Origin of the sequence: Rhizobium acaciae, from assembly GCF_025941625.1 — a bacterium.
Classification (GTDB): domain Bacteria; phylum Pseudomonadota; class Alphaproteobacteria; order Rhizobiales; family Rhizobiaceae; genus Rhizobium; species Rhizobium acaciae.
Genome location: NZ_JAPCZO010000017.1, coordinates 137,024 through 162,906, shown reverse-complemented (window position 1 = coordinate 162,906; position 25,883 = coordinate 137,024). Strand labels below are relative to the sequence as shown.

23 protein-coding genes are annotated in these 25,883 nt (G+C 60.4%); 13 read left to right on the top strand and 10 right to left on the bottom strand.

Translation table 11 applies throughout. From position 1 onward, the window contains the following. Nucleotides 1-48: 48 nt before the first annotated feature. Both OLZ32_RS25815 and OLZ32_RS25810 read right to left on the bottom strand, forming a co-directional pair. The gene (locus OLZ32_RS25815) at nt 49-2,592 is read right to left on the bottom strand and encodes an ABC transporter permease (protein WP_003543647.1); all 2,544 of its coding nucleotides are present in this window, start codon (nt 2,590-2,592) and stop codon (nt 49-51) included. Beyond that, the gene (locus OLZ32_RS25810) at nt 2,589-3,296 is read right to left on the bottom strand and encodes an ABC transporter ATP-binding protein (protein ID WP_003543646.1); all 708 of its coding nucleotides are present in this window, start codon (nt 3,294-3,296) and stop codon (nt 2,589-2,591) included. Before OLZ32_RS25810 ends, OLZ32_RS25815 begins: the two co-directional genes overlap by 4 nt. Nucleotides 3,297-3,368: 72 nt before the next feature. Between OLZ32_RS25810 and OLZ32_RS25805 the strand changes: the two genes are divergently transcribed. Further along, nucleotides 3,369-4,013 carry an arylesterase gene (locus tag OLZ32_RS25805; RefSeq protein WP_017989721.1) on the top strand — a complete coding sequence of 215 codons (645 nt, stop codon included), beginning with the start codon at nt 3,369-3,371 and terminating at the stop codon, nt 4,011-4,013. Nucleotides 4,014-4,081: 68 nt separating this feature from the next. Next, nucleotides 4,082-4,675, top strand: coding sequence for an RNA 2',3'-cyclic phosphodiesterase (gene thpR, locus OLZ32_RS25800; RefSeq protein ID WP_003543644.1), 594 nt, complete (start codon nt 4,082-4,084; stop codon nt 4,673-4,675). On the opposite strand, the gene OLZ32_RS25795 is transcribed toward thpR, so the two are convergent. Further along, on the bottom strand, nt 4,582-5,082 hold the full coding sequence (locus tag OLZ32_RS25795; protein ID WP_003543643.1) for a low molecular weight protein-tyrosine-phosphatase: 501 nt from the start codon (nt 5,080-5,082) through the stop codon (nt 4,582-4,584). The genes thpR and OLZ32_RS25795 overlap by 94 nt on opposite strands. Before the next feature lie 33 nt (nt 5,083-5,115). Between OLZ32_RS25795 and OLZ32_RS25790 the strand changes: the two genes are divergently transcribed. Continuing rightward, nucleotides 5,116-5,421 (top strand): 4a-hydroxytetrahydrobiopterin dehydratase, encoded by a 306-nt coding sequence (locus tag OLZ32_RS25790; protein ID WP_003543642.1) that lies wholly within the window; start codon nt 5,116-5,118, stop codon nt 5,419-5,421. Between the two features lie 79 nt (nt 5,422-5,500). Next, nucleotides 5,501-5,893 (top strand): YkvA family protein, encoded by a 393-nt coding sequence (locus OLZ32_RS25785; RefSeq protein ID WP_003543641.1) that lies wholly within the window; start codon nt 5,501-5,503, stop codon nt 5,891-5,893. 86 nt (nt 5,894-5,979) lie between these two features. Here OLZ32_RS25785 and OLZ32_RS25780 read toward each other — a convergent pair whose 3' ends face one another. Then, nucleotides 5,980-6,540: a sigma-70 family RNA polymerase sigma factor gene (locus OLZ32_RS25780; RefSeq protein WP_003543640.1), complete on the bottom strand. Its 561-nt coding sequence runs from the start codon at nt 6,538-6,540 to the stop codon at nt 5,980-5,982. Nucleotides 6,541-6,875: 335 nt separating this feature from the next. On the opposite strand from OLZ32_RS25780, the gene OLZ32_RS25775 reads away from it, so the two are divergent. From OLZ32_RS25775 to OLZ32_RS25755, 5 genes are all read left to right on the top strand, one after another. Beyond that, a complete protein-coding gene (locus OLZ32_RS25775; RefSeq protein ID WP_003543638.1) occupies nt 6,876-7,385 on the top strand; it encodes an invasion associated locus B family protein in 510 nt (169 codons plus the stop codon). 246 nt (nt 7,386-7,631) lie between these two features. Beyond that, a complete protein-coding gene (gene rlmN / locus OLZ32_RS25770; RefSeq protein ID WP_264423476.1) occupies nt 7,632-8,861 on the top strand; it encodes a 23S rRNA (adenine(2503)-C(2))-methyltransferase RlmN in 1,230 nt (409 codons plus the stop codon). A 93-nt stretch (nt 8,862-8,954) separates the two neighbouring features. Continuing rightward, nucleotides 8,955-9,908 (top strand): ABC transporter substrate-binding protein, encoded by a 954-nt coding sequence (locus tag OLZ32_RS25765; protein WP_264423474.1) that lies wholly within the window; start codon nt 8,955-8,957, stop codon nt 9,906-9,908. A gap of 130 nt (nt 9,909-10,038) precedes the next feature. Continuing rightward, on the top strand, nt 10,039-10,917 hold the full coding sequence (locus tag OLZ32_RS25760) for an ABC transporter permease (protein ID WP_017989717.1): 879 nt from the start codon (nt 10,039-10,041) through the stop codon (nt 10,915-10,917). Then, on the top strand, nt 10,914-11,708 hold the full coding sequence (locus tag OLZ32_RS25755; RefSeq protein ID WP_017995430.1) for an ABC transporter ATP-binding protein: 795 nt from the start codon (nt 10,914-10,916) through the stop codon (nt 11,706-11,708). The genes OLZ32_RS25760 and OLZ32_RS25755 overlap by 4 nt, the downstream gene beginning before the upstream one ends. Nucleotides 11,709-11,756: 48 nt before the next feature. Here the strand turns inward: OLZ32_RS25755 and OLZ32_RS25750 are convergent, their stop codons facing one another. The 3 genes from OLZ32_RS25750 to OLZ32_RS25740 all read right to left on the bottom strand — a co-directional run bounded on the left by OLZ32_RS25750 (nt 11,757) and on the right by OLZ32_RS25740 (nt 14,103). Beyond that, entirely contained in the window at nt 11,757-12,122 is a 366-nt protein-coding gene (locus OLZ32_RS25750; protein WP_003543633.1) for a hypothetical protein, read from the bottom strand. A gap of 295 nt (nt 12,123-12,417) precedes the next feature. After that, complete coding sequence (locus tag OLZ32_RS25745) at nt 12,418-13,059, bottom strand: LysE family translocator (protein WP_264423472.1); 642 nt, start codon at nt 13,057-13,059, stop codon at nt 12,418-12,420. A gap of 192 nt (nt 13,060-13,251) precedes the next feature. Continuing rightward, nucleotides 13,252-14,103 carry an SDR family NAD(P)-dependent oxidoreductase gene (locus tag OLZ32_RS25740; protein WP_264423470.1) on the bottom strand — a complete coding sequence of 284 codons (852 nt, stop codon included), beginning with the start codon at nt 14,101-14,103 and terminating at the stop codon, nt 13,252-13,254. A 177-nt stretch (nt 14,104-14,280) separates the two neighbouring features. Here OLZ32_RS25740 and OLZ32_RS25735 point away from each other — a divergent pair, with 177 nt between their 5' ends. Further along, the gene (locus OLZ32_RS25735; RefSeq protein WP_011653876.1) at nt 14,281-15,504 is read left to right on the top strand and encodes an argininosuccinate synthase; all 1,224 of its coding nucleotides are present in this window, start codon (nt 14,281-14,283) and stop codon (nt 15,502-15,504) included. A 443-nt stretch (nt 15,505-15,947) separates the two neighbouring features. Here the strand turns inward: OLZ32_RS25735 and OLZ32_RS25730 are convergent, their stop codons facing one another. Together OLZ32_RS25730 and OLZ32_RS25725 are read right to left on the bottom strand one after the other, a co-directional pair. Next, nucleotides 15,948-17,318: an NAD-dependent succinate-semialdehyde dehydrogenase gene (locus OLZ32_RS25730; RefSeq protein WP_064649674.1), complete on the bottom strand. Its 1,371-nt coding sequence runs from the start codon at nt 17,316-17,318 to the stop codon at nt 15,948-15,950. A 135-nt stretch (nt 17,319-17,453) separates the two neighbouring features. Then, nucleotides 17,454-18,194, bottom strand: coding sequence for an SDR family oxidoreductase (locus tag OLZ32_RS25725; protein WP_018243947.1), 741 nt, complete (start codon nt 18,192-18,194; stop codon nt 17,454-17,456). A 638-nt stretch (nt 18,195-18,832) separates the two neighbouring features. Between OLZ32_RS25725 and OLZ32_RS25720 the strand changes: the two genes are divergently transcribed. After that, the gene (locus tag OLZ32_RS25720; RefSeq protein WP_077988090.1) at nt 18,833-19,147 is read left to right on the top strand and encodes a UBP-type zinc finger domain-containing protein; all 315 of its coding nucleotides are present in this window, start codon (nt 18,833-18,835) and stop codon (nt 19,145-19,147) included. Then, a complete protein-coding gene (locus OLZ32_RS25715; protein ID WP_264423463.1) occupies nt 19,074-20,870 on the top strand; it encodes an FAD-dependent oxidoreductase in 1,797 nt (598 codons plus the stop codon). Before OLZ32_RS25720 ends, OLZ32_RS25715 begins: the two co-directional genes overlap by 74 nt. Here the strand turns inward: OLZ32_RS25715 and OLZ32_RS25710 are convergent. Further along, nucleotides 20,865-23,717 carry an ATP-binding protein gene (locus tag OLZ32_RS25710; RefSeq protein WP_264423461.1) on the bottom strand — a complete coding sequence of 951 codons (2,853 nt, stop codon included), beginning with the start codon at nt 23,715-23,717 and terminating at the stop codon, nt 20,865-20,867. The genes OLZ32_RS25715 and OLZ32_RS25710 overlap by 6 nt on opposite strands. Nucleotides 23,718-24,187: 470 nt before the next feature. On the opposite strand from OLZ32_RS25710, the gene OLZ32_RS25705 reads away from it, so the two are divergent. Continuing rightward, nucleotides 24,188-25,738: a helix-turn-helix transcriptional regulator gene (locus tag OLZ32_RS25705; protein WP_264423459.1), complete on the top strand. Its 1,551-nt coding sequence runs from the start codon at nt 24,188-24,190 to the stop codon at nt 25,736-25,738. The last annotated feature ends 145 nt before the right edge of the window (nt 25,739-25,883 follow it).

Genomic DNA, 25,883 nt, shown 5'->3' with positions numbered 1-25,883 from the left:
GGTCGGTTAAATCGCCGTAAGGTGAAGGGTTTGGGTGCCGCTGCCCGGTCAAAGCTCGCGCAAAACGGGGGCCGCCTTCTGTCCGAGGATGCGCCAGGTGCCGATAAGGCCGATGCCGACGGTGAGGACGAGTGCTGTGACGAGCGTCAGTCCCGCCACGTCGGGCAGAAACGTCGAGGGCAGGCGCATGATGCGGGCGACGATGAACCAGGCGGCGACGCTGCCGGCGATCAGCGCGAAGATCGCGGTCGCAAGCCCGAGGATCAGATATTCGTAGCTGAAGGCGCGGATCAGCATCGCGCGCGTGGCACCGAGCGTCTTCAGCACCACCGCGTCGTGGGTGCGCGCCCGGTTTCCGGCGGCAAGCGCGCCGGCAAGGACGAGGATCGAGGCGATGAGAGCGACCGAGGCTGCGGCGCGGATCGCGGTCGCCAGCTGTGCGACCAGCTGGTTGACGATATCGATCGCGTCCTTGACGCGCACACTTGTTATCGTCGGATAGGTGTTGGTGACGGATTTCAGGATCGCCGCATCTTCGGCCGGTGTCGAAGAGGGATCGGTCAGCGTCGCCAGCCACGCATGCGGGGCGCCGCGGAAGGTATTCGGCGAGAAGACCATGACGAAATTGATCGACAGTGATTCCCACTCGACGCGGCGCAGATTGGCGATCTTCGCCGTGATGTTGCGGCCGAGCACGTTGACGGTGACTTTATCGCCGAGCTTGAGGCCGAGCTCATGCGCCTCTTCCGACGAGAAAGAGACAAGCGGCTCGCCGCTGTAATCCTTGTCCCACCATTTGCCTTCGGTGAGGGCGGCGTTCTCAGGCAAGGTTTCGGCATAGGTGATGCCGCGATCGCCGTTCAGCACCCAGCGGCCGGCCGCCGGCACGTTCATCTTGGTGACGTCCTCGCCGTTGAAGGCGATGATCCGGCCGCGCAGCATCGGCACTTCGACGAGCTTGCCCTGCGGCGCTTGGCCCTGGACGAGATTGCGGAAGGCGCCGACCTCGGCGCTCTGGATATCGACGAAGAAGAAGTTCGGCGCACCCTCGTTCATGCGGCCAGTCAACTGCCGGCGCAGGTTTCCGTCGATCAGGGTCAGCGTCACCAGCAATGCCAGGCCAAGGCCGAGCGAGAGCACGACCGAGGGGGTCAATGCGCCGGGGCGGTGGATGTTGCCGATCGCAAGCCGCAGCGCCGGCGAATTGACGCGCGGGCTGCGGCGCGCGAGCCAGGCGATCAGCGCGGCGACGAGGCGCAGGACGACGAAGGCGAAGACGATTGCGCCGACGAAGACGACGGCGATAAAGCGGTCATAGGCAGTGAGAATGGCAAGCCCGGCAAGGGCGGCCATGAACAGGGCGGCAAGCAGGATGTAGGGCCAGGAGGGCAGGTGGCGGGCCTCGAAGCCCTGCTCGCGGAACAGCGCGGTCGCCGGCACTTCGCGAGCGTGGCCAAGCGGCAGGATGGCAAAGGCGAGCGTGGTCAGGATGCCGAAGAGTGTCGCCAGCAGCAGGGCGCCGGGATAGAGGGTCGGCACGGTCGAGACCGGCAGGAATTGCGCCAGGAACTGCGCGGCAAGCATCGGCGACAGGGCGCCGATGATAAGGCCGATCAGGATGCCGCCGAGAGCGATGATGGCGATCTGGAACAGATAGATCAGAACGACAACCTGCGCCGGGGCACCGAGACATTTGAAGGTGGCGATGGTGGTGCGTTTGGAATCGAGGAAGGCACGCACGGCATTGGCGACGCCGACGCCACCGACGATCAGCGCGGTGAGGCCGACCAGCGTCAGGAACTGCGAGAAACGGGTGATGTTTTCGGTGAGCGAGGGCGCGGCGCGGTCGCTGGTGCGGATTGCCCAGCCGGCGGAGGGAAACTCCTTGGAGGCGCGCGCCTGGATGCCCGACATCGCGCCCTTGTCGTCCAGCCGGATCTTATAGGCATGTTCGACCAGGCTTCCGGTCTGGATCAGCCCGGAGGCCTGGAGCGCCTGGCGGCTGACAAGCAGACGCGGCGCAAAGCCAAAACCTTCCGACAGTGCATCCGGCTCGGTTTTCACCGTGCCGGTGATGCTGAGCTTGACGTTGCCGAGCAGCAATTCGTCGCCGACCGCAAGCCCGAGCCGATCGAGAAGCAGGGGCGCTGCGACCGCGCCATAGGTGCCGCTTTGGCCCGAAAGCAGTGCTGCAAGCGGATAGTCCGGCTCGGCCACGAACTTGCCGTAGAGCGGGTAGGCGTCGTCGACGGCCTTGACCTCGACCAGCGCTTGATCGGAACCGTCGGGCTTGCGGGCCATCGAGCGCAGGCCTGTTGACACCGAAACGGTGCCAAGGCCTTCGAGGAAACCGACTTCCTGAGGCGTGGCTTCGCGGTTGTTGAGTTCGAAGCGGACGTCGCCGGCCAGCAGTTCCTGCCCCTGCGAGGCGATCGTATCGGTGATCGACTGCGAAACGGAGTTGACGGCGGCGATGGCGCCGGTGCCGAGCGCGATGCAGGCAAGGAAGATGTAGAAGCCACGGATGCCGCCGCGCAGCTCGCGCAGCGCCAGGCGAAAAGCGAGCGAGACGCGTGGGGTGATGATCCTCATGCGATCGCCGCTTCGCTGCGGCGGGCGGCGCTGTCGCCTTCGATCCGGCCGGAGCGGACGCGAATCTGGCGTGAGCATCGGTTTGCAAGCGAGACGTCGTGGGTGACGAGTAGCAGGGTCATGCCGCGTTCATCCTGCTTGGAGAACAGAAGGTCGGCGATCTGGCGGCCGGTCTCGGTATCGAGATTACCGGTCGGCTCGTCGGCGATCAGCAGGGCGGGCGAGGGGGCGAGCGCCCTGGCGATCGCCACGCGCTGCTGTTCACCGCCGGAAAGCTGACCGGGATAGTGGTTCAGCCGTTCGCCGAGGCCGACCGATTTCAGCTCGCGATGAGCGATCTCAAAGGCGTTGCCGACATTGGCGAGTTCGAGCGGCACGGCGACGTTTTCCAGCGCCGTCATGTTGGCGATCAAGTGGAAGGACTGGAAGACGATGCCGATGTTGCGGCCGCGGAAATCGGCGACTTGGTCCTCGGTGAGGCTATGGAGCGGCGTGTCATTGATGTTGATCTCGCCGCTATCGAGCTTTTCCAGCCCGGCAAGCACCATCAGCAGGGTGGATTTGCCGGAACCGGAAGGGCCGACGATGCCGACGGATTCGCCGGCCGCGATATCGAGATCGATGCCCTTCAGCACATGGACGGAGGCGGCTGCGCTGCCAAGGGTCAGATCGGCGCCCTTCAACTCGATAATGGTTTTTGCCAACAGAAATCGCCCTATATAAGTCGGTAATCGAAAGGCCGCATAACGGCACCTCGCCAATCTAGGGAAACCAGGATGAGATTTAAAGTTGCCGCCCTTCAATTCACCGTCATCGCCGTCTCGCTGATCTTTGCCACTGCAGCCAATGCCCGGACGATCAATCTCGTCGGTTTTGGGGATAGTTTGATGGCGGGTTATCAGTTGCCGCCCGGCGACGGCTTTCCGGAAAAGCTGCAGGCTGCCTTGAAGGCGAAGGGCCTCGACGTCACCATCGCCAATGCTGGGGTTTCCGGAGACACGACGGCAGGCGGTCTTGCGCGCATCGACTGGTCGGTACCCGACGGCACCGATGGGGTCATTCTCGAGCTTGGCGCCAATGATGCGCTGCGCGGTATCCCGCCGGAAGAAAGCGAGAAGAATCTCGATCAGATGATTACCCGGCTAAAGGCGCGTGGGATTGCCGTGCTGCTCGCCGGCATGATGGCGCCGCCGAACATGGGGGCGGATTATGCCGCACGGTTCAATCCGATCTACCAGAAACTTTCGGAAAAACATGGGCTTCCCCTCTATGCCTTCTTCCTCGACGGCGTCGCGCTGGAGGCGGGGTTGAAGCTCGATGACGGCATGCATCCGAATACGAGAGGTGTCGATGTCATGGTCGAGAAGATGGAGCCTGCTGTCACAAATTTCGTCGAAACGATTTCTTCTGTGAAGAAATAGGGGCTTGCGCGGTTGTTGATTGCGTGATTCCGTGTGAGCACCTGCAAAAGATTCGGGGAGTGCTCGTGATGCCGAGACTGTTTACCGCCCTCGAAATTCCGCGTAATGCGGCGATGAGTCTTTCATTGCTGCGCGGTGGCCTCCCCGGAGCACGATGGATCGATGTGGAGAATTACCACATCACCCTGCGCTTCATCGGTGATGTCGATGGCCGGACGGCCGATGAAATCGTTGAACGCCTCGACCGGATCGACCGGCCGGAATTCCAGTTCCGGCTTGAAGGCATCGGTTCGTTCGGCTCGAAGAAACCGCATTCGGTTTGGGCCGGCGTCTCGCAATCGCCTGAAATGTATGCCCTGCAGGGCGAGATCGAGCGCATCTGCCAGCGCATCGGCCTGCCGCCGGATCCCCGCAAATTCATGCCGCATGTGACGCTGGCGCGGCTCAAATCCTCGCGGCTCGACGATGTCGTGCAATATCTGGCGGGGCGCGGCAACTTCCATACCGCAACCTTCACCGCACCGCGCTTCGTGCTGCTTTCGTCGCGCGAATCGGTTGGTGGAGGGCCTTACCTCACTGAGGAAGTGTTCCCGCTGCACGAGGCACGCTCGACGCCCAGCGTTTCGAGCAGCCTGCAGCAGCCGGTCAAGAGCCTGGTGTAGACCAGCTCGAAACCATCAGGGCCGCCATAATAGGGATCGGTGATATCCTCTCCGGTTCCCAGCGCAGAATCACCGAACAGATGGATATTCGCCCCATGCGGCGCGCTCTTTTCGAGCGCCGCCAGGTTGTCGCGGTCCATGGCGAGAATCAGATCGAAATCCCTGAAATCCCTCGGCTGAATGCGCCGGGCGCGCTGTCCCGATATGTCGATGCCGTGGCTTTTCGCGGTGGCTATCGAACGCCGGTCGGGCGGCTCACCTTCATGCCAGCCGCCAGTGCCGGCGGAATCGATCATAAAACCGCCGGTCAACCCCGCCGCGGCGACGAGATGGCCAAAAATTCCCTCGGCGAGCGGAGAACGGCATATATTGCCCATGCAAACGAAGAGGATGCTGATGCGTTTCATCGGTAACCTGTCGACAGAGAAGAGGAGCATGGCATGAAAATGGAAAGACTGGAACGGACGGCGGTTGAGGCGCAACTGACCGAGCTTTCGGGCTGGGCGCTCAATGATGCGGGTTCGTCGATATCGAAGACGTTCAAGTTTGCAAATTTCGTTGAGGCTTTCGGCTTCATGACGCAGGCAGCGCTTGCGGCCGAGAAGCTCAACCACCATCCCGAATGGTTCAACGTCTATTCCAGGGTGGATGTGACGCTGAACACGCATGATGCCGGCGGGCTGACGGAACTGGATTTCAAGCTCGCCAAAGCCATGGAGAAGGCTGCAGCACGCGGTGTTGTTTGAAAGCGGGCCGATTGAAAGGGGCCGATTGAAAGACTGGGCACCATCACCATATGTTCGCATGGACAAAAGGGATGCAGGGATGGACGAGGTCAAATTCGGGGAAATCCTGTTGCCGGGCGACGAGGACACCCAGAGCCGGCGCGAGAAGACCGTAAGGCAGAAATTCTGGCCGACGTTCCGGCGGGCGGTGCGGCAGATCCCGTTCTCGCGCGATGTCGTCGCCGGTTTCTATTGCGCGCTCGATCCGCAGACGCCGACCAAGGTGCGCGGCGTGCTGCTTGCGGCACTCGCCTATTTCGTCATGCCGGTCGACATGATCCCGGATATTTTCGCCGTCATCGGCTTTTCCGACGACATCGCCGTGCTCTCGGCGGCCTTTGCCATGGTGCGCGGCCACATCCGGCCGGGCCACTACGAAGCGGCCGACCGCGTTCTCGCCGATCGGCCGGAAGAAGCGATGAAGACGATTTAACGCATGTCGCGTCCAACCGGGATGCGACCGCTTGTTTCATGCGTGTGTCATCCCCAAAGCGCTGCGTCCTTTCGGGCGACATTGCATCAGGCGATTTCGCGTTCCAGCACCTTGCGGAGCTTGCCGAAGGCAAGCCGGATACGTGACTTCACCGTGCCGAGCGGCAGCCCGGTCGCTTCGGCGATCTCCGAATGCGATTGACCCAGGAAGAAGGCGGCACGCAGCATGTCGCGCTGTTCCTCCGGCAATTGGCCGACGGCGGCGCGTATCTTGGCGTCGCGATCGTCATTGGCGATGATTTCTTCCGCGCCGATATCGGCCGGCGGCTGCAGGGCCGGATCGGTCTCGTCGAAGATGCGGGTATTGGCGCGGCGTTGCATGTCGATGCGGCGATTGCGGGCAATGCGGAAAAGCCAGGTCGAGAGGGAAGATCGCTTGGCATCGTAGAGGTCTGCCTTGTGCCAGAGCACGATCATGACCTCCTGAACCAGTTCCTCGGCCTCGCCTGATGTCATCCTCTGGCGCATCAGCCAGGCTTTCAGGCGGGGTGCGAAATAGTCGAACAGGATGGAAAAGGCCTGCTGGTCGCGATCGTCCGCGACGGCCTTCGCGAGGGCAGCGAAACGCTGTCTTTCCTCGGCATCCATATCTCCTCACCAGCCCCCTGCGACAATAATTTCGTCCCGGATTTCCAAGTCTTACTGAGGTACAACGGATTTGGGAAAGGTCAAACTCTTGCCTGAATCTTTGTGTCTTAAATTCAGCCGAACGCACGGCCAGTGCCATTGGGGCACGGTGTCGCGGCCGATACCGTTAAAGGGACGAAATTGACACCCGAGCTGAAATGACACAGGCAGATACAAATCGCAGCTATTGTTGACCATTTGGTAACCTGAATTAAGTCAAAATAAAGCAGATCGTGATTATGCGGCGCCCGCTATGATCGCTTCGGGCCTTGAATCGCAAGAACCGGCAGGAATCCATGTTTGTAAAAAGTATCGTATCCGCTCTCGCACTCACCCTTGTTATGGCCGGAGTTGCGACAGCGCAACAGGCCGCGCCGAACCGCATCCAGCAGTTCCAGGCATGGGGCGCCTACTCCTACAAGTCGGGCAGCAGCACCGTCTGCTACGTGCTGTCCGTTCCGACGGCAAAGCAGCCGGCAAGCGTCGACCACGGCGACAATTTCTTCATCGTCTCCCAGCGTCCGGGCCAGAACATCTCCTACGAGCCGCAGGCGATGATGGGCTACACGGTCAAGGAAAATTCGAAGATCAACGTCGTCATCGACAACAAGACCTTCGTGATGTTCACCAAGGACAAGGCCGGATGGGTCGAGAACGCGGCGCAGGAGCCGGCCCTCGTCGCCGCGATGAAGACCGGTCATTCGATGACGGTCAATGCCGTTTCGCGCAAGGGCACCGGCACCTCCTACAGCTATTCGCTCTCAGGTATCTCGGCTGCGCTGAAGCAGATCGAAACCTGCAAGTAAGCTTTTTTTGTTCTCAGAGCTTCGAGGGCCGGCCTTGCGCCGGCTCTTGTCGTTTCCATCTATAGTGACGCGCGGGCAAAATGATGCTAAAGGCCGCGCAACAGCGGACAGATCGCGATATCCGTCGCCGTTCCGCCATTCAATTTCTGCCAATGTGCCGTCATGCACCCGCCAGTCTTCCGGCTTAGCCCTGAAGTTCGCAGGGTTTGCGCGGCGGCTACGTGTTCGAATTCGGGATGAATGCCTATGTCCGTCATGGATGCGATTGATGTCATCACGCCTCAGGCGCCCCGCTCTGCTTCCGGCGTCGAGAAGCCGTCCCTGATCGGGCTGTCGCGCGAGGAGATGGGGGCTGCACTCCGGGAAAAGGGTGTGGCCGAGAAGCAGATCAAGATGCGCGTTTCGCAGCTCTGGAACTGGATCTATGTGCGCGGGGTCTCCGACTTCGACCATATGACGAATGTCGCCAAGGACATGCGGGAGATGCTGAAGCAGCATTTCACCATCGCACGTCCCGAGATCGTCGAGGAGCAGGTCTCCAACGACGGCACGCGCAAGTGGCTGCTGCGCTTTCCCCCACGCGGCGCCGGGCGTCCCGTCGAGATCGAGGCCGTCTACATTCCGGAAGAGGGCCGCGGCACGCTCTGTATCTCCAGCCAAGTCGGCTGCACGCTCACCTGTTCCTTCTGTCATACCGGGACGCAGCGTCTGGTGCGCAATCTGACGGCGGAGGAAATTCTTTCGCAACTGCTGCTTGCCCGCGACCGGCTTGGGGACTTCCCGGACCGTGAAGCGCCGCAGGGTACGATCATGCCTGCCGAGGGGCGCAAGGTCAGCAACATCGTCATGATGGGCATGGGTGAGCCGCTTTATAACTTCGATGCCGTCAAGCAGGCATTGCTGATCGCAACGGATGGTGACGGCCTGTCGCTGTCCAGGCGACGCGTGACACTTTCCACCTCCGGCGTCGTGCCGGAGATCTTCCGCACCGGCGAGGAGATCGGCGTCATGCTGGCGATTTCGCTGCATGCGGTGCGCGACGATCTGCGCGACCTTCTGGTGCCGATCAACAAGAAGTATCCGCTGAAGGAGCTGATCGAGGCCTGCCGGTCCTATCCTGGTCTTTCGAACGCGCGACGCATCACCTTCGAATATGTGATGCTGAAGGATGTCAACGACAGCCTGGAAGACGCCAAGGGGCTGATCAAGCTCCTGAAGGGCGTGCCGGCAAAGATCAACCTCATTCCGTTCAATCCCTGGCCCGGCACCAATTACCAGTGTTCGGACTGGGAGCAGATCGAGAAGTTCGCCGATTTCATCAATTCGGCGGGCTATGCCTCGCCGATCCGCACGCCGCGCGGCCGCGACATCCTTGCCGCCTGCGGCCAGCTGAAATCGGAATCCGAACGCATGCGCAAGACCGAACGTCTGGCCTTCGAGGCGATGATGATCGCCAATCACGGCGCCGACGACTGATCAGCAAGTTTGATCCTCGCTACAATTCTCCGCGATTGATTTCAGGGGGCGCTTTTCCTAAAAGTGCCCCCAAAATCATTCAGGAGGATCCCCATGCGCCCGATTTTACTCGCTCTTGCCGCCACTTTGGCCCTTTCCCTACCCGCAAAGGCTGATGACGTCACCGTCGCGGTGACGGCGATCGTCGAACATCCGGCGCTGGATGCGGCGCGCAAGGGCGTTCTCGATGCGCTGGCGGCCGCCGGCTACAAGGAAGGCGAGAACCTGAAATTCGTGTTCGAGTCGGCGCAGGGCAATCCGGCGACGGCGGCCCAGATTGCCCGCCAGTTCGCCGGCGACGAGCCTAATGTCATCGTGCCGATCTCGACGCCCTCGGCCCAGGCCGTCGTCTCCTCGACGCGCGACATTCCTGTCGTCTTCACGGCCGTGTCCGATCCGCTCGGCGCCCAGCTCGTCAAGAACATGGACAAGCCCGGCGGCAATGTCACCGGCCTCTCCGATATGTCGCCGGTCGCCGAGCACCTGGCGCTGATCAAGGAAATCCTGCCCGATGTGAAAGCTATCGGCTATCTCTACAATTCCGGCGAGGCGAATTCCGTTTCGCTGCTCGCTGTGTTGAAGGTTGAAGCCGAAAAGGCTGGCCTGAAGGTGGTCGAATCGGCCGCCACCAAATCGGCCGAGGTCCAGGGTGCGGCGCGTGCGCTCGTCGGCCGCGCCGATGCGATCTACATTCCGACCGACAACACGATCATCTCCGCGCTTGAAGGCGCTGTCGCCGTTGCCGAGGAGAGCAAGCTGCCGCTCTTTACCGCCGATACGGATTCGGTTTCGCGTGGCTCGATCGCTGCCCTCGGCTTCAACTATTATGATGTCGGCAAGCAGACCGGCGAGATCGTCGTGCGCGTGCTGAAGGGCGAGAACCCGGGCGACATAGCAGTCAAGACTGCCGCCGGCAGCGATCTCGTCGTCAACAAGGCGGCGGCCGAGAAGATGGGCGTCACCCTGCCGCAGAGCGTGCTTTCCCGCGCTACCAAAGTCATCGAATAAACAAGGCGACTGCCGTCGCTGATCGAGTTTGCAGCCGCTCCCGTTCCACACGGGGGCGGCTGATGGTATTAAAAGCCTGATGCTTCACGCAGGGCGCGGAGCGGAAACGGACAGAAGAGGGGCGGAAGCCTTGAGCCAAATCGCATTCTGGGGGGCCGTCGAACTCGGACTGGTCTATTCCTTCGTCGCTCTCGGCGTCTATCTCGCCTTTCGAGTTCTCGACTTCCCCGACCTGACGGTCGATGGCTCCTTTCCGCTTGGCGCGGCGGTGACGGCCGTCCTGATCATTGCCGGCGTCAATGCCTGGCTTGCAGCGCTGATCGCCATGGCGGCCGGTGCCGCCGCGGGCATGGTGACGGCGCTGCTCAACGTGCGCTTCAAGATCCTCAATTTGCTCGCCTCGATCCTGACGATGATCGCACTGTTTTCCGTCAATCTGCGCGTAATGGGCAAACCCAATGTCGCCCTCATCAATGCCGACACGATGATCAGCCCGTTCTTCGGCCATGGCCTTCGCGATTTCTACGTGCGGCCGCTCTTCGTGGGTGTACTGGTCGTCATCGCGCTCATCCTGGTCTGGCGTTTCCTGGAAAGCGATGCCGGGCTGGCAATGCGGGCGACCGGCGCCAATGCAAGGATGGCGCGGGCCCAGGGCGTCGATACCAGCCGGCAGATCTATCTCGGCATGGCGATTTCCAATGCGCTGGTGGCGCTCGGCGGCGCGCTGTTTGCCCAGACGAACGGCTTTGCCGACGTCACCTCGGGCGTCGGCACGATCGTCGTCGGTCTGGCTGCCGTCATCATCGGCGAGACGCTGCTCGGGCGGCGTGGTCTGTTAATCGCGCTTGTTGGATGCGTGCTCGGCTCGATCCTCTATCGCATCGCGATCCAGCTGGCGCTTTCGAGCGACGTCATCGGCCTGCAGGCATCCGACCTCAATTTCGTCACGGCCGTGCTGGTGACCGTGGCGCTCATCCTTCCCCGTTTGCGCGGAGGTGCCGCGTCGTGATCAACCTCAAGAACATCAAGGTCGTTTTCGGGCGCGGCACGCCGCTGCAGAAGCAGGCGCTCTCGGGTGTCAGCCTGACGATCGAGGAAGGCTCCTTCGTCACCGTCATCGGCTCGAACGGCGCCGGCAAATCGACGCTGCTCGGCGTGCTCGCCGGCGATGTGCTGGCCAGCGAGGGGCAGGTGCTGATCGGCAGTGCCGACGTGACGCGCAAGACGACGGCGGCGCGCGCCGGGCTGGTCGCCCGTGTCTTCCAGGACCCGCTGACCGGAAGCTGCGGTGCCTTGTCGATCGAGGAGAACCTGGCGCTTGCGGCGCGGCGCGGCGAACGGCGCGGGCTCGTTTCGGCGCTTGGCGCAAAACGGCGCGACCATTTTCGCGCGAGGATCGCCGAGCTCAATCTCGGGCTGGAGAACCGCATGAAGGACCGCATGGACCTGCTCTCCGGCGGCCAGCGCCAGGCGGTCTCGCTCGTCATGGCGACGCTGGCGGGCTCGGAGGTGCTGCTGCTCGACGAACATACAGCGGCGCTTGACCCCGGCATGGCGGAATTCATCATGGGCCTGACCCAGAAGATCGTTTCCGAGCGCAAGCTGACGACGCTGATGGTGACGCATTCGATGCGCCAGGCGCTCGATTATGGCCACCGGACGGTGATGCTGCATGGCGGTGAGATCGTGCTCGATGTCGCCGGCGACAGCCGCAAGACGTTGCAGGTCGAGGATCTGATCGCAATGTTCCGCAAGATGCGCGGCCAGACGCTGGATGACGATGCGTTGCTGATCGGTTAGCGGGCAGCTGATCGTTTCACGATTCCTCAGAGGCCTGTGGGACCGTCATCAAGAGCAGACTTCCACCAGCACGCGATGGCCGTACTGGTTGAGCCATTCCGGCTGGCACTGTTCCGGGTCATAGTCGTCATCGCCGAAGAACAGACGATTTCTATCATGGAAGGCGAAACGGCCGTCGCGGTGTCCGCCAAAATGGCCGGCTCCGGCGAAATGATGCGCACCGAAGCCGCGATCGGCGAAATTGCCGCCGCCCATATGCGCGCCACCGCCGAAGTGGCCGCCGTCCCGCGAGAAGCCGCCACCGCCATGGCCTCCGCCGCCGTGAGCCAAGGCAGGTGTTGTCGCTGTAAGGGAGGTGGCGGCAAACGTCAGCGCAACAACTCCTGCTGTTATGGTATTGCGAAACGTAAACATGGACTTATCCTTTCAAGGCAGCTCTTCGTGAGCCGTAAAGGATAGGTGGGCAGCGAAGGTGGCGTGGCCTAGCCACAATTGCCGACTTACGATCATATGTTGATCACAAGTAATCGCGCGAAAGGCATGGAATAATTTTAGAAGACGACAAAATTCGCGGTCACTGCCTGCTCCGGCGTGGCGTCTCGCGAATATTGGTGTCGTTGGCGGTGGATCGTTTCACGACCGCGGGCGGATCGATCAACCGACCGCGGGCGGATTGCTGCGCAACCGCGGGATTGCTGCGCAACCGCGGCTATCTCGCCTGGGTGAGCAGGATCTTCGCAGCGAAGACCGAGAAGACGCCGGCGAAGGTGTAATCCATGCCGCGCAGCACTTTCCTGTTGTTCTGCAGCCATGAGGCCAGCCAGTCGGCGGCAAAGACGACGCTGGCGTTGACCGGCATGCCGATCAGGATGAAGCAGAAGCCGAGGAAAAGCAGCTTTTGGGTGACGGCCGGATCGCCGGCGCTGACGAATTGCGGCAGGAAGGTCATGAAGAAGATGATGACCTTGGGGTTCAGAAGATTGACCCAGAAGCCCGACGAGATGTTCGAAAGCGCCGTGCCCTTCTGCTCCTCGACCTTGGCGACGGTGAGCTTCGAACCGAAGCGGATCGCCTGCACCGCCAGCCAGAGCAGATAGGCGGCACCGCCGGTCTTCAGGATCAGGAAGGCGGTCGGCGAGGCGGTGATCAGCGCCGAAATGCCAAAAGCGACCAGCATGGTGTGGACGACGATGCCGAGGCTGGTGCCGACGACAACGAAGAGCGCTGCCTTCTTGCCCTGGGCCAGCGCGCGGCTGATCGACAGCGTCATATCGGGGCCTGGGGTTGCCGCGAGCAGCAGCGTCGCGGCGGCAAAGGCGAGAAGGGTCGGCAGGCTGGGCAGGAAATCCATGACACACTCTGAAAGCCGGAAAGGATCTGGGGATCTCTTACCCGGCTTTCGGAAAATTACCAATCAAACCTTCTAGATTCGAATGATTTTAGGCCGACAAGGCCTAAGATCATTCGAATCCACGTCAAAGAAGTAGAGCATGATGTCATCCGAAAACCGCGCACACTTTTCGGCATCATGCTCTGGCGCCGATTACTTCTGTTCGAGGAACGCCTTGAACTTGTCGGCGTAGTCCTTGTGCCAGCGCGACAGCGGCGGCCGGTTCTCGATGATATCGCCGGCCGCCCAAAGCATGCGGCGCTCGTCGACCGGACGCGCGACGTCATTGTCGGGGCAGAGGATATAGAAATCGCCGCGTTCGAGGCTCTCGACCATGAAATCGACCGTCTGCTCGGCGGTCCAGGCGGCGGCCGGTTTTTCGGCGCGGTCGCCCTTGGTGAGGCCGGTGAACACGAAGCCTGGGATCAGAAGATGGGCGGAGATCTTTCCGCCTTGGGTGTTGCGAAGCTCGTGCTGCAATGCTTCGGTGAAGACTTTCACGCCTGATTTGGAGATATTGTAGGCGGGGTTGCCGGGCGGCGTGGTGATGCCCTGCTTGGAGCCGGTGTTGATGATCAGGCCCGGCTCGCCATGCGACAGCATCTTCGGGCCGAAGGTGCGCGTGCCGTTGATCACGCCCATCAGGTTGACGGCGAAGATATTGTCCCAGTTCGCCTGCGGGCTGAAGATCGAGGTTTCCGGGCCGATGCCGGCATTGTTCATCAGCACGTGCACACGGCCGAAACGCTGGAGCACTGCGCGCTCGAGCGCTTCCAGCGAGTCTCTGCTGGCGACGTCGGTCTCGACCGCCATCACATTTTCCTCGCCGGCAATGGCCTTGAGTTCATTGGCGGCGTCGGCCAGCCGATCGCCGCCAAGATCGGCAATGGCGACGCTCAAGCCGCGTCCGGCGAAATATTTCGCCGCGGCAAGACCGATGCCGGAGGCGCCGCCAGTGATGACGGCAACATTGGATTTCTTGAAAATGTCTTGAATATTCGTCACGGGGGCAACCTCTCCTCGAGCATTTGCGGACGTTGGCGAATATGGGCTCCGCTTTCGCCCTGTCAAACGCTATCGGCACCATCACTGTCGCACTTGGTCTTGCGTCACGCGCCAATCTCGCTAAAAGTGCCGCGACACCGGGTTTCGCCGGCCTTTTATGCAACGGACCTCATCATCATGGCATCATACAAAGACGTGAAGAAAGTCGTTCTCGCCTATTCCGGCGGCCTCGACACCTCGATCATCCTGAAGTGGCTGCAGACGGAGCTCGGCGCCGAAGTCGTCACCTTCACCGCCGATCTCGGCCAGGGCGAAGAGCTGGAGCCGGCGCGTAAGAAGGCCGAGATGCTCGGCATCAAGGAGATCTACATCGAGGATGTGCGCGAGGAATTCGTGCGCGATTTCGTCTTCCCGATGTTCCGTGCCAATGCCGTCTACGAGGGCGTCTATCTGCTCGGCACTTCGATCGCCCGGCCCCTGATTTCCAAGCATCTGATCGATATCGCCAAGAAGACCGGTGCCGATGCGATCGCCCATGGCGCAACCGGCAAGGGCAACGACCAGGTCCGTTTCGAACTGTCCGCCTATGCGCTGAACCCCGACATCAAGATCATCGCGCCGTGGCGCGACTGGGCGTTCAAGAGCCGCACCGATCTGCTGGCCTTTGCCGAACAGCATCAGATCCCTGTTGCCAAGGACAAGATGGGCGAGGCGCCGTTCTCGGTCGACGCCAACCTTCTGCATTCCTCTTCCGAAGGCAAGGTTCTCGAGGACCCCTCCCAGGAGGCGCCTGAATATGTGCATATGCGCACCATTTCGCCTGAAGCTGCACCCGACAAGGCAACGACCATCAAGGTCGGCTTCGAAAAGGGTGATGCGGTTTCGATCAACGGCGTGCGCATGAGCCCAGCGACACTCTTGGCTGCGCTCAACAATTACGGCCGCGACAACGGCATCGGCCGTCTCGACCTCGTCGAGAACCGTTTCGTCGGCATGAAGTCGCGCGGCGTCTACGAGACACCCGGCGGCACGATCCTGCTTACGGCGCATCGCGCCATCGAATCGATCACGCTCGACCGTGGTGCCGCCCATCTCAAGGACGACATCATGCCGCGTTACGCCGAGCTGATCTATTACGGCTTCTGGTTCTCGCCGGAGCGTGAGATGCTGCAGGCGTTGATCGACAAGAGCCAGGAGCATGTCGAAGGCGAAGTGACGCTGAAGCTCTACAAGGGCAATGTTATGGTCATCGGCCGCGAAAGCGACAAGTCGCTCTATTCCGACAAGCTCGTCACTTTCGAGGACGATCAGGGCGCCTACGACCAGAAGGATGCGGCCGGCTTCATCAAGCTCAATGCGCTGCGCCTGCGCACGCTCGCCAAGCGCAACCTCGTGAAATAATCACGGTTCGACCTTCGAACCGGATATGAGCCCGCCGGCATCGCCGCGCGGGCTTTTTCGTGGAGTGAGGTGGCAAACGGCACCAAAATCGTAGAGCGTCCTGGATGGCTGGATCGCATCAATAACGGACATCGGCTCGGCTTGGATAGACGACCGCTACGGGGCCGACAGCTGACATTGGTTCATCAGGAGCTCGAAGGTCCGCTTTTGCCCCGCAGCAGACGATTTTGCTGCCGCCGCCGCGGCGCATGACCTCGGATGACCGGTCTACGGCACGGAAAGTTCGGGACGCTTGCGCTTCCTGCGCGATCAGGTTAAACACTGAACTATATGGTTCAGTATGTTAGTCCTCCCCTCGGCACTAAAACAAAATGGGCCGTTCGGCTGCGGCCCATCGTGGCACCGGTAGCTCTCAATGTGATGCGCCCGGCTTCGGAGGCCGATCAATGCGCGACGAGCACCATCTTCTGGTTTACCAGTTCCTTAATACCCGCGCCTGCGAGCTCGCGACCATAGCCGGATCTCTTGACCCCGCCGAACGGAAGTTCCGGCCCGGTGAAGGAGGATGTGTTGATCCATACGGAGCCGGTCTCGACCTGCGAAGCGAGGGACTTGGCGCGCTCGACGTTTGCAGTGAAAATAGCCCCGGAAAGCCCGAAGTTCGAATCGTTCGCGATCCTGACGACATCCTCATCGTCCTTGATGACATGAACCTGCGCCACTGGACCGAAAAACTCCTCGAAATAAGCGGGATTGTCCCGAGACACATTGGTCAGGATGGTCGGCTTGTAGTACGCACCCGGCCCCTCGATCACCTCCCCGCCGACCAGGACCTTGGCCCCGGCCTTGACAGCGCGCTGGACCTGCCCGGCGATGTCGTCTCGTGCCCCGATCGACGACATCGGCCCCAATCCGACCGTTTCATCCATGGGGTCGCCGATCTTGGTGTTGGTGAATTTCTCAGCGAGCTTCTTCACGAATTCGTCGGCGACCTTCTCGTGGATGAGGAAGCGCTTCGCGCCATTGCAGACCTGACCGCATCCGCGGAGCCTGGCCTCGACGCCGACGACGGCCGCCTTGTCGATGTCGGCATCGTCGAGAACGACGAAGACATCGCTTCCGCCGAGCTCCATCACGGACTTCTTCAGGTTCTTGCCGGCGTTGGCCGCGACGATGCTGCCCGCACCCTCGGAACCGGTGAGAGCCACGCCCTGGACCCGGTCATCGGCGATGAGCCTGGAGATCTGGTCACCCGTCGCGAAGATATTCGTCCAGGCGCCCTCCGGCGCACCCGCTTCGGCCAGCAGCTCTTCGAAGGCGACGGCGGCCTGTGGGACCATACTGGCATGTTTCGCGAGCACGGGATTGCCGATCGCCAGATTCGGTCCGGCCACGCGGATCAACTGGTAGAAGGGGAAGTTCCAGGGCTCGACGGCGACGACGACACCGATCGGATGATACTCCAGCCATGCATCGCCCTTCGATGTCTCAACCTTCTCGCGGGCGAGAAAGGTTTCCGCGTTGTCGGCATAGTAGTTTGCGATATCGGCGATGATGCGCACCTCCGTGCGCGCTTCGTTGATGCGCTTGCCCATTTCCAGGGTGAGAATGCGTGCCAGGTCTTCAACGCGCTCGTTCGCCAATTCGGCAAACCGGCTCAGGACCTTGAGCCGGGGAGCCCTGCCGCCCTTGCACCACGGCGACTTGTAGAGGGAATGCGCCGAGGCGAGCGCGCGTTCGATTTCCGCGTCGCTGTGATTGTCGAATGTCTTAAGGACCTTGCCGGTCGCCGGATTTACGCTCTGATAGGCCATGTCATATTCTCCTTTCTATATCGGGGTCGGAAACGACCGGTCTTTGAACCTTGAGACGCGCGTTCACGCACACCGCGACCCGGTTCGGGGGTCTGGATCGTCAGAGTCGCGGCAGCGGTGGATTCGATCCGCCGATCAGAATTCCTGCGCCGTCGGACGCAGCACGATCTCGTTGATGTCCACATCGGCGGGTTGCTCGATGGCGAAGGTGATCGCCCTGGCGACGGAACTGGCGGGGATCGCCGACTTGTAGAATTCCATGACCGTGCCCTGCGATGTGCCGCTGGTCGTGTGCTTGAGATCGCTCTCGACGGCGCCGGGCTCGATCGAGGTCACCCTGATCTTGCTTCCGACCTCCTGGCGCAACCCCTCCGAGATGGCCCGGACGGCGAACTTGGTGCCGGAGTAGACCGTGCCACCCGGCGCGAAGACCTTGACCCCCGCGACGGAGCTGATGTTGATGATGTGGCCCGCTTCCTGTTTGATGAACATCGGAAGAACCGCGGCGATACCATACAGGCTGCCTCTGAGGTTTACGTCGATCATCGCGTCCCATTCTTCCGTGTTCACTTCCACCATGGGACGGATGGGCATCAGCCCGGCATTGTTGATCAGGACATCCAGCTTCCCGAAATCGGATACAACCGCGTCCACGACCGATTTGAACTGGTTCTTGTCTGCCACATCCAGCTCATAGCCTTTCGCCTTGCCGCCGGAGAAGGAAATCCTGGAGGTTACTTCGTCGAGTTTGCCCCGCCGACGCGCGGCGATCGCGACCTTCGCCCCCTTCGAGGCGAGCATCTGGGCGGTCTCCGCGCCCAGGCCCGTGCCGCCACCGGTGATCAACACGACTTTTCCTTCGATATTGGTCGTCATCTTGTTTGCTCCTTTCCTGAGTGGCGAAATGCGTATCTGCTGAATTGAGGTCGACGGCGGATATGGCGGCCTCGGCGACAGCGATGTCCTGCTCCACCGATCCAGCGCTTGCTCCCACGGCACCTAATCAACCGCCGTGCGCGGACGACGGGGAGCGCGCCGTCGAAGATGATGACGCTGCCGATCAGCGCGCCGTCCTGCCGGACTTTCCATGTTCACGGGCGGCAAGCCGGAGCGTCCGGGCGATGCGTTCCCGTCGTTTGGAGTGGATGCAGGTTAACATCTGCTCGCGGCGGTGCGCGCTAAATGGGGTGAATGTGCGCGAAATCTGGCATCTCAGCGCCCTTGCTCGAATTAGCAAATTCCTTCGTGGCTGATGAAAGGTCCTTCGGTTTTGATCACTTGCCGACCGTTATCTGTGACTATGCAGGTTGAAGGCGACCGGCCGGCCCGTTGTTTTCGCGAACGTCCTCCGTATATGGCCAGCGGCAGTTTCGCCGTTTCCCAGTATTTCACGATGATAAGCGCTGTTTAACGGGCTGCCGCAGGCGGACGCAGGTAGGCTTTCGTCGAGCATTCCCCGTTGGATGACTCGGCGATGACCGAAAGTAAGTCGCCGGATGTCGTTAGGAGAAAAGATGTCACAGTCCTGCAATCATCGGCTGGGCATTTCAAATGTCGTTCCTCAATCTCTGGGATGTGAGGAATGCTTGGCATCCGGCATGGCATGGGTACATTTGCGGCTGTGCCGGTCTTGCGGGCATGTCGGATGCTGTGACAACTCGCCAGGTAGACATGCGACCGCGCATTATTTCGCCACGGCCCATCCGATCATCGAAGGCTACGATCCGCCGGAGGGATGGGGCTGGTGCTACGTCGATGAAGAGTTCGTCGTGCTTCCCGATCAAACGCCGCGGCGCGGGCCGATTCCGAGGTTTTGTGATGGCCTATAGCGGTGACTTCAGCACAGCCAATAGCCCGATTTCCGCCGAACTAAGGGAGATACCTGGCGAGGCGCTTCCTCGCCTCACGCCCGAGATGATGGCACGCATTGCCCCGTTCGGACGGAGGGATCAATTCGACGGCGGTGAATACTTGTATGAAGTCGGTGATCGGGAGGTCGATTTCTTCATCATTCTGAACGGGTCAGTCGACGTGTTCGAAAGCGACGGACACGGGGGCCACGCGATTGTCGCCACGCACCAGGACAATCAATTCACTGGAGAGTTGCATCATCTAAGCGGACGGGCGGTTCTGGTATGCGCGCAAACCACGGCTTCCACGTCTGTCATCCGCCTTTCCCGCGTATCGCTTCTCAGGCTGGTGAACGCCGAGCCGGACATCGGAGAGATCATTTTGCGTGCGCTTATACTGAGGCGCGCCAGACTTCTGGAATTCGCCGAGGGCGGCACTGTGATCGTGGGCAGTTGCCGCTCCGGAAATACGGTCCGCATTCAGACTTTCCTGGAAAGGAACGGCTATCCCTATCGCTGCCTCGACACTGACGTCGACCACGATGCACGGGCTGCAATGGAGACATTCCATGCCGACACCGATAGCCTGCCGATCGTTGTTCTCAACGGCGTCAGGGTACTCACTCAGCCGACCAACCATGATCTTGCTGAGGCTCTCGGGATCACGGAGCGGCTGAGCTCTTCGCCTGCATATGACGTGGTTATCGTGGGTGCCGGGCCATCCGGTCTCGCGGCGGCGGTCTACGCCGCATCCGAAGGGCTGAACACGCTGGTCATAGAGGCGGTTGGGCCTGGCGGACAGGCGGGCACGAGTTCGCGCATCGAGAACTATCTCGGATTTCCAATGGGTATTTCGGGACAGGATCTCGCCCGGCGAGCGCAAATACAGGCTCAGAAGTTCGGCGCACGTTTCGCCGTCGCCGAGGCGGCGTGGCGTCTCGATTGCACTTGCTATCCGTTTGGGGTGCACTTGGAAGGTGGCAATATGGTGTTTGGCCGATCTGTCGTTGTCGCGACCGGCGCTCGCTACCGAAGACTGGATATTCCCGAGTCCCAACGCTTCGAGGGGAAGGGAATTCACTATGCGGCGACGTCGATCGAGGCGCAGCTTTGCGATGGCACGGAAGCCGTGGTGGTAGGCGGTGGAAACTCTGCCGGGCAGGCCGCGATCTTCCTGTCGGCAAAGGCGCGTCATGTGCATCTGCTCGTCCGGGGTGACGGACTTTCGGACGCTATGTCGGACTATCTTGTCGGTCGCATCATGCATTCCCCGCGGATTACCCTACATACCCGCAGCGAAATCACCTCGCTTGCCGGTGAAGGCTACCTTTCATCGGTGCGATGGGGACAACCCGGGAAGGAAGAGTCCGAACATACGATATCGAACCTCTTTCTGATGATCGGGGCTGTCCCGAACACGGACTGGCTCTTCGGTTGCGTCGAACGCGATGATCGGGGTTTCATCCTGACTGGCTACGATCACGACGGCGCACCGAACGGTTCGCCCTATGCGACCAGCGTCCCGGGCATATTCGCGGTCGGCGACGTCCGAGCCAAATCCATCAAGCGCGTTGCCTCCAGCGTCGGCGAAGGATCAGTCGTGGTCCACTCGATCCACGGCTGGCTGGCGAGCAATCCGGTGAGCCGCAAAACCGCGGGCCGATCGGTGGCGTTTGAGGATGCGTCTGGCAACTCGCTATGAGCCCGGAAGTCGTCCAAGATCCTGCAGCTCCGTCATAAGGTTTCGGGCTCTCTGCAAGTCCGGAGTATCGAACCCATCGATGAACTGGCCATACACTGGCTCGAGAACGCTCTTGGCCTCATCGATCTGCAATCGGTCTCTAAGCAGGGCAGCAAGATCAGTTGCGCAGCGAATTTGCCACGCCCATGCTCCATTTTCCTCCGCCACTGTCAAAGATCCTCGCAAGGTGGAAAGTGCTTCTTCGTCGCGGCCGACCGATCGTTCTTTGACAGCCCTAAGACGTAGCAGCTCGGGCACCATCGAACGTTGCGGTCCCACTTCAAACAAATAGTCGAGAATCCGTACGCCTTCATCCATGTGCCCGTTCGCATAGAGGGCTCTTATCAAAAGCGCATAATAAACATGACGTCCGATCTGCTTGAGGCCCGTGCGGAGCTCATCGAACGCTGACATTAGTCCATCCGGGTCCTTTCGAACGCCTGAAAGCGCGTCGAGCGCTTCAATGTAGCAGCTTGCGACCGGAATCCATGCCGGCATGCCGTGACGGAAGATCGTATCCTTTAGTAGCGCGGCATATTCCCTGGTTAGAGCATGCTCCTGACATTCGCACAGCACGAAAAGCACCCCGTGAGTGTAGCAATAAATAAGCGTCCATCCATGACGGGCTTCCAAAGCCTCCCTCGCTGCAGCTTGAACTCTATTCAAACCAGTCCCAGGCCTGCGCGATCCAAGCCAATAGAGTGCGGCCAATATAGTATCCGTCCTGATCCTTGGATCAAGGTCGAAGCGAGAAACCGTGCCATCGGCGGCATTTTGCAACTCCAGACGCAATTTCTCCAACCGTGCAATCGCCGGCCGGTACTCGCAACGTATGATTTCCCATTCCGTACAAAGATGCTCATGCTCCCACTGCGCCGCCCGATTATTGGAGCGCATGGCGAGCCCTTTCAATTCTCTGAGAGTCTTCCGGGCTTCGGTCTGGTGGCCAGGCAGGAGCCGATATCTCGCCAGGGCGCCTAAGGCTTGGCACTCGGCCCGACTATCGCCGATCTGACGTGATAGCTGAATTGCTGTTTCAAAGATCTTGATAGCCTTCTCCGCATTGGCTGATATGTAGCTGCTCACTGCGGCGAGCCCGACGACCAGCTTGAGCTTCAGGGTTGTGTCTCTGCAGCCAGTCCGATCGAACTCGACGAGCGCCTGTTCGCAGTTGCTGCGGGCCTCTTCGCTCAACGACAACTCATGCCACAGTGGCAATCCCGATGCCACCAACTGCATGCCAAGCAGCGGATCGGCGCGAAGAAAGAGTGCCCAGCCGATGGCCCTGCGCAAATCGTCCGCACGACTGGCGTAGGCGATATGCCACTGCCGCGTCGGAAGTCTTGCCTGGTCGGCATTCGCACGAGTGAAGATGTCCAGCACAAGTCGGGCGTGGGCCTGAGACACAGCGGTCAGTTCCCCCGCGGCTTCCAGCAGATTGCCTGCGAATGCTCGAGTACTGTCGAGAAGCCGGTATCGCATACCACCTGTCATCTGTTCGACGCTCAGCATCGACTTGGCGCGCAGGCCGGCAATGGCATCAAAGACGACCGTTGGATCCAAACCATGGTGGACAACGATGCAAACAACCTCATCCATATCGAACGTGCCCATGAAGATCGAGATGGCACGCAACACGGCTGCCTCGCTCTTCGTAAGGAGTGCGTAGCTCCACTGCATTGTCGCAAGCAGAGTCTGTTGACGAAGCGGTCCCTCCTCGTCACGTCCGACCAGTGTGGCGAAACGATCGTCAAGTTCTTCGAGGACGTCAGCAGCACTTCGGCTTCCGAGCCGGGATGAGATAAGTTCTATAGCGAGAGGCGATCCGTCTAGCCGCCTGCAGATCTCGGCAACGGCAGATGCATCCCCATCCTCCGTCTTGTATTTCCCTTTCTCTGACGCTCGTTCGACGAGAAGTTGTGGTGCGGAATAACGGAGGACTTGTTCGGTTGTATGGATATGGTCAGGCGGCGGAACTTCCAGAGGAGCAAGCCAGAAGACCTCTTCTCGCTTCGCGCGGAGAGCCTGGCGGCTCGTCGCCAGAATCCTCACATCACTTGTGTTTGCCACAATGACGTCGCAGAGATGGGCAACGGCATTGAGCACATGCTCGCACGTGTCCAGCAACAGCAAGGTCTTCCTTCGAGCGAGGATGGATGAGATCGCGTCGAGGCGATCCTGGCTACCTGAACTGATGCCCAGCGCAGCCGCAACTGAAGGGATGACGAATTCCTCGCCGGCCACTCGGGAGAAATCTATGAAGGTGATGAGATCTCCCTCTTCGTCTTCGAGCAGTTGCACTGTGGCGACTGCAACCGTTGTCTTGCCGATGCCCCCAGGGCCAACGATCGTCGTCAGCCGGTTGGCGGCAATCCTAGCTCGCAATTCAGCGATTTCGGCATCCCGTCCGATAACCGTGGCCAATTCGGGAAATCGGGTGTTTGCCACAACGGGAAGATCCGCAATTTTTGGGATTTCTCCGGTAATGACCTGATCGGTCAGCCGGTAGCCACGGCCTACGAACGTCCTGATATAGTCTTCTGTGGGAGTGTATTCCCTTAATGCCCGCCTAAGCGAAGCGATCGTCACTTTCAGATTGGCTTCATGGACAAAGATGCCGGGCCACGCGGCATTGTACAGCTCCTCCTTATATACCAACTCACCCTTCTTCCGGGCCAAGGTCACGAGCATCTCCATTGCCCGACCGCCAAGCTGAACCTCTTCGGCACCGCAAAACAAACGGCGATGCTCCCCGTAAAGGCGAAAGGGACCAAATGCCACCACATCATCCGGTTCCGTCGGTACCATGTGTTCCTCTTAGCGTGCCGATGATCGACCCGGCGCAAGAATGATATCAATGTCACTATCGCGCGGGTGGACGCGGCAATCTCAACATCACTCTAAGCGAACGAACACGGGAGGGTCTGCCTCCCGCCTGTGGGCCTGTCGGACGAACTGACCCCAGTTGCCTCATTTTTAAGGGCCGCGCCCACCGCTCGCCGTTCAGTCTTTCCTCGACGGAACACCCGATGCTTGGATCTTCAAATCAATAAACAACGTCGCCGCACAGGTCTGCTGGTCAGTGCCTCCGTCGCGCATAACTGCTTACAGCCTGTAAAGTCTCGGACCGCCGGCGCGAAGTTTCTGCCGCGGCAAACCATTCCACGCCAATATTTACCGGATTTTACCTCCCATTGGGAGCGAACTCTCATAATATTGAAGCTGAATATATATGGATTAACTGCCCTACGAGTGCAAAACCATTGAGGGGAACCAATATGGAAACTCACGCTGGGAACGGCTATTTCGGGTTCGGACCATATCGCTTGAATCCGGCTGCAAGAGTTCTCCGGCGAGGCGACGATCTGCTTGCGATAGGCAGCCGCGCCTTCGACGTCCTTGCCGCTCTCGTTCAAAATCATGGACGGGTTCTCTCTCACGGGGAGCTCATGGCATTCGCATGGCCCGGTCTCCACGTCGAAGCCTCCAACATAAGAGTGCAAATGACGCATCTGAGGCGCGAAATCGGCTGTGGCGAAAACGGTAATCGCTATATCGTCAGCGTGGTGGGCCGCGGCTACAGCTTCGTCGCCCCCGTCATATGGGAAGAGGCGTCCGAGCCGGAGGACAGGTATGCGCCCTTGAGCTGCGATCAGGCTTGCTGCAATGGATCTGACGGCGCAACGAATACCTCTTTTCCGCCTCGTTTGAGCCACCCTATCGGCCGAGACGAGAATATTTCCAAGCTTTCGCAGATGGTGGCTGAGCGCCGGTTCGTGACCGTTGTGGGTGCAGGAGGGGTCGGCAAGACGACTCTGGCCATCTTGGTGGCGCACGCCCTCCACATGTTTGATCATGCGTGTTTTGTCGATCTCGGCATCATCGATGATGAAACGGCCGTCTTGGAAGCGGTAGCCTCGGCTCTGGAGATCCCCTTTTCAGCAGGCGATGCCATCGGCGACATCATCGGTCAGTTGTCTCCACGAGGCACCCTCGTAATCCTTGACAACTGCGAACACGTTATTGACACCGTGGCCGATATCGTGAGTTCGGTGCTCAGGCGTACCGCCAGTGTGCATATTCTCGCCACGAGCCGAGAAGCGTTCCGTTTGCCCGGCGAGGCCGTATATCTTCTCCGGCCACTTGGTGTTCCTCCGCCTACAGGGCGTTTGACTGCCGCTCAGGCGCTACTTTGGCCTGCGATTCAACTTTTCGTGGAACGTGCGGTCGATGGCGGCTATCTGGAGTCGTTAGGCGACGAGGAAGCAGCGGCAATAGCGGCTATTTGCCGGAGATTGGACGGCAATCCGCTGGCGATAGAACTTGTGGCGAGCCGCATGGCCCCCTACGGCCTAGATCGGGTCGCGGAGCTGTTGGACAACCAGCTCTCCTTGCGATGGAGGGGCAGCCGATACGCCAACCCACGCCACCAAACCGCAGAAGCGATGATGGATTGGAGTTACGCTCTTTTATCCGACATGGATCAACGGGTATTCAGGCGACTGTCGGTATTCCCGGGCGAGTTCTCCGTTGAGGCTGCCCTCGCGGTCGTGGAAGATGATGACTTCGAGCAGGCAGATATCATCAAATCGATCGGCAATCTTATCGACAAGTCCCTCCTCTCACTTCATCCGGGAACAGGACCTGCGCACCTCAAGCTATCGGGCATCGCTAAAGCCTATGCGGCGTTCAAGCTCCTTGCCTCCGGGGAGCGCGCACCCATCGAACAACGCCAGTCTTTGTACCATGTTCAAGCGCCTCAACAGTGCCGCGCAAGCATGGCTGTCTCTTCGGATGGCGGACAGACGATGCAGCTCCGGGCGTCTTAGGCCGTCCTTGCAATTCCGGGGTTTGTGGCGGTGACGGACGACTGCCGCAGGCTTCGACAGTTCCCGATAGGCGAAGGATCCGAAAGAAAAAGCCCGAATAGTCCAACACGCGACTAAGCGCGGCAAAATCGCAGGATTTAACCAC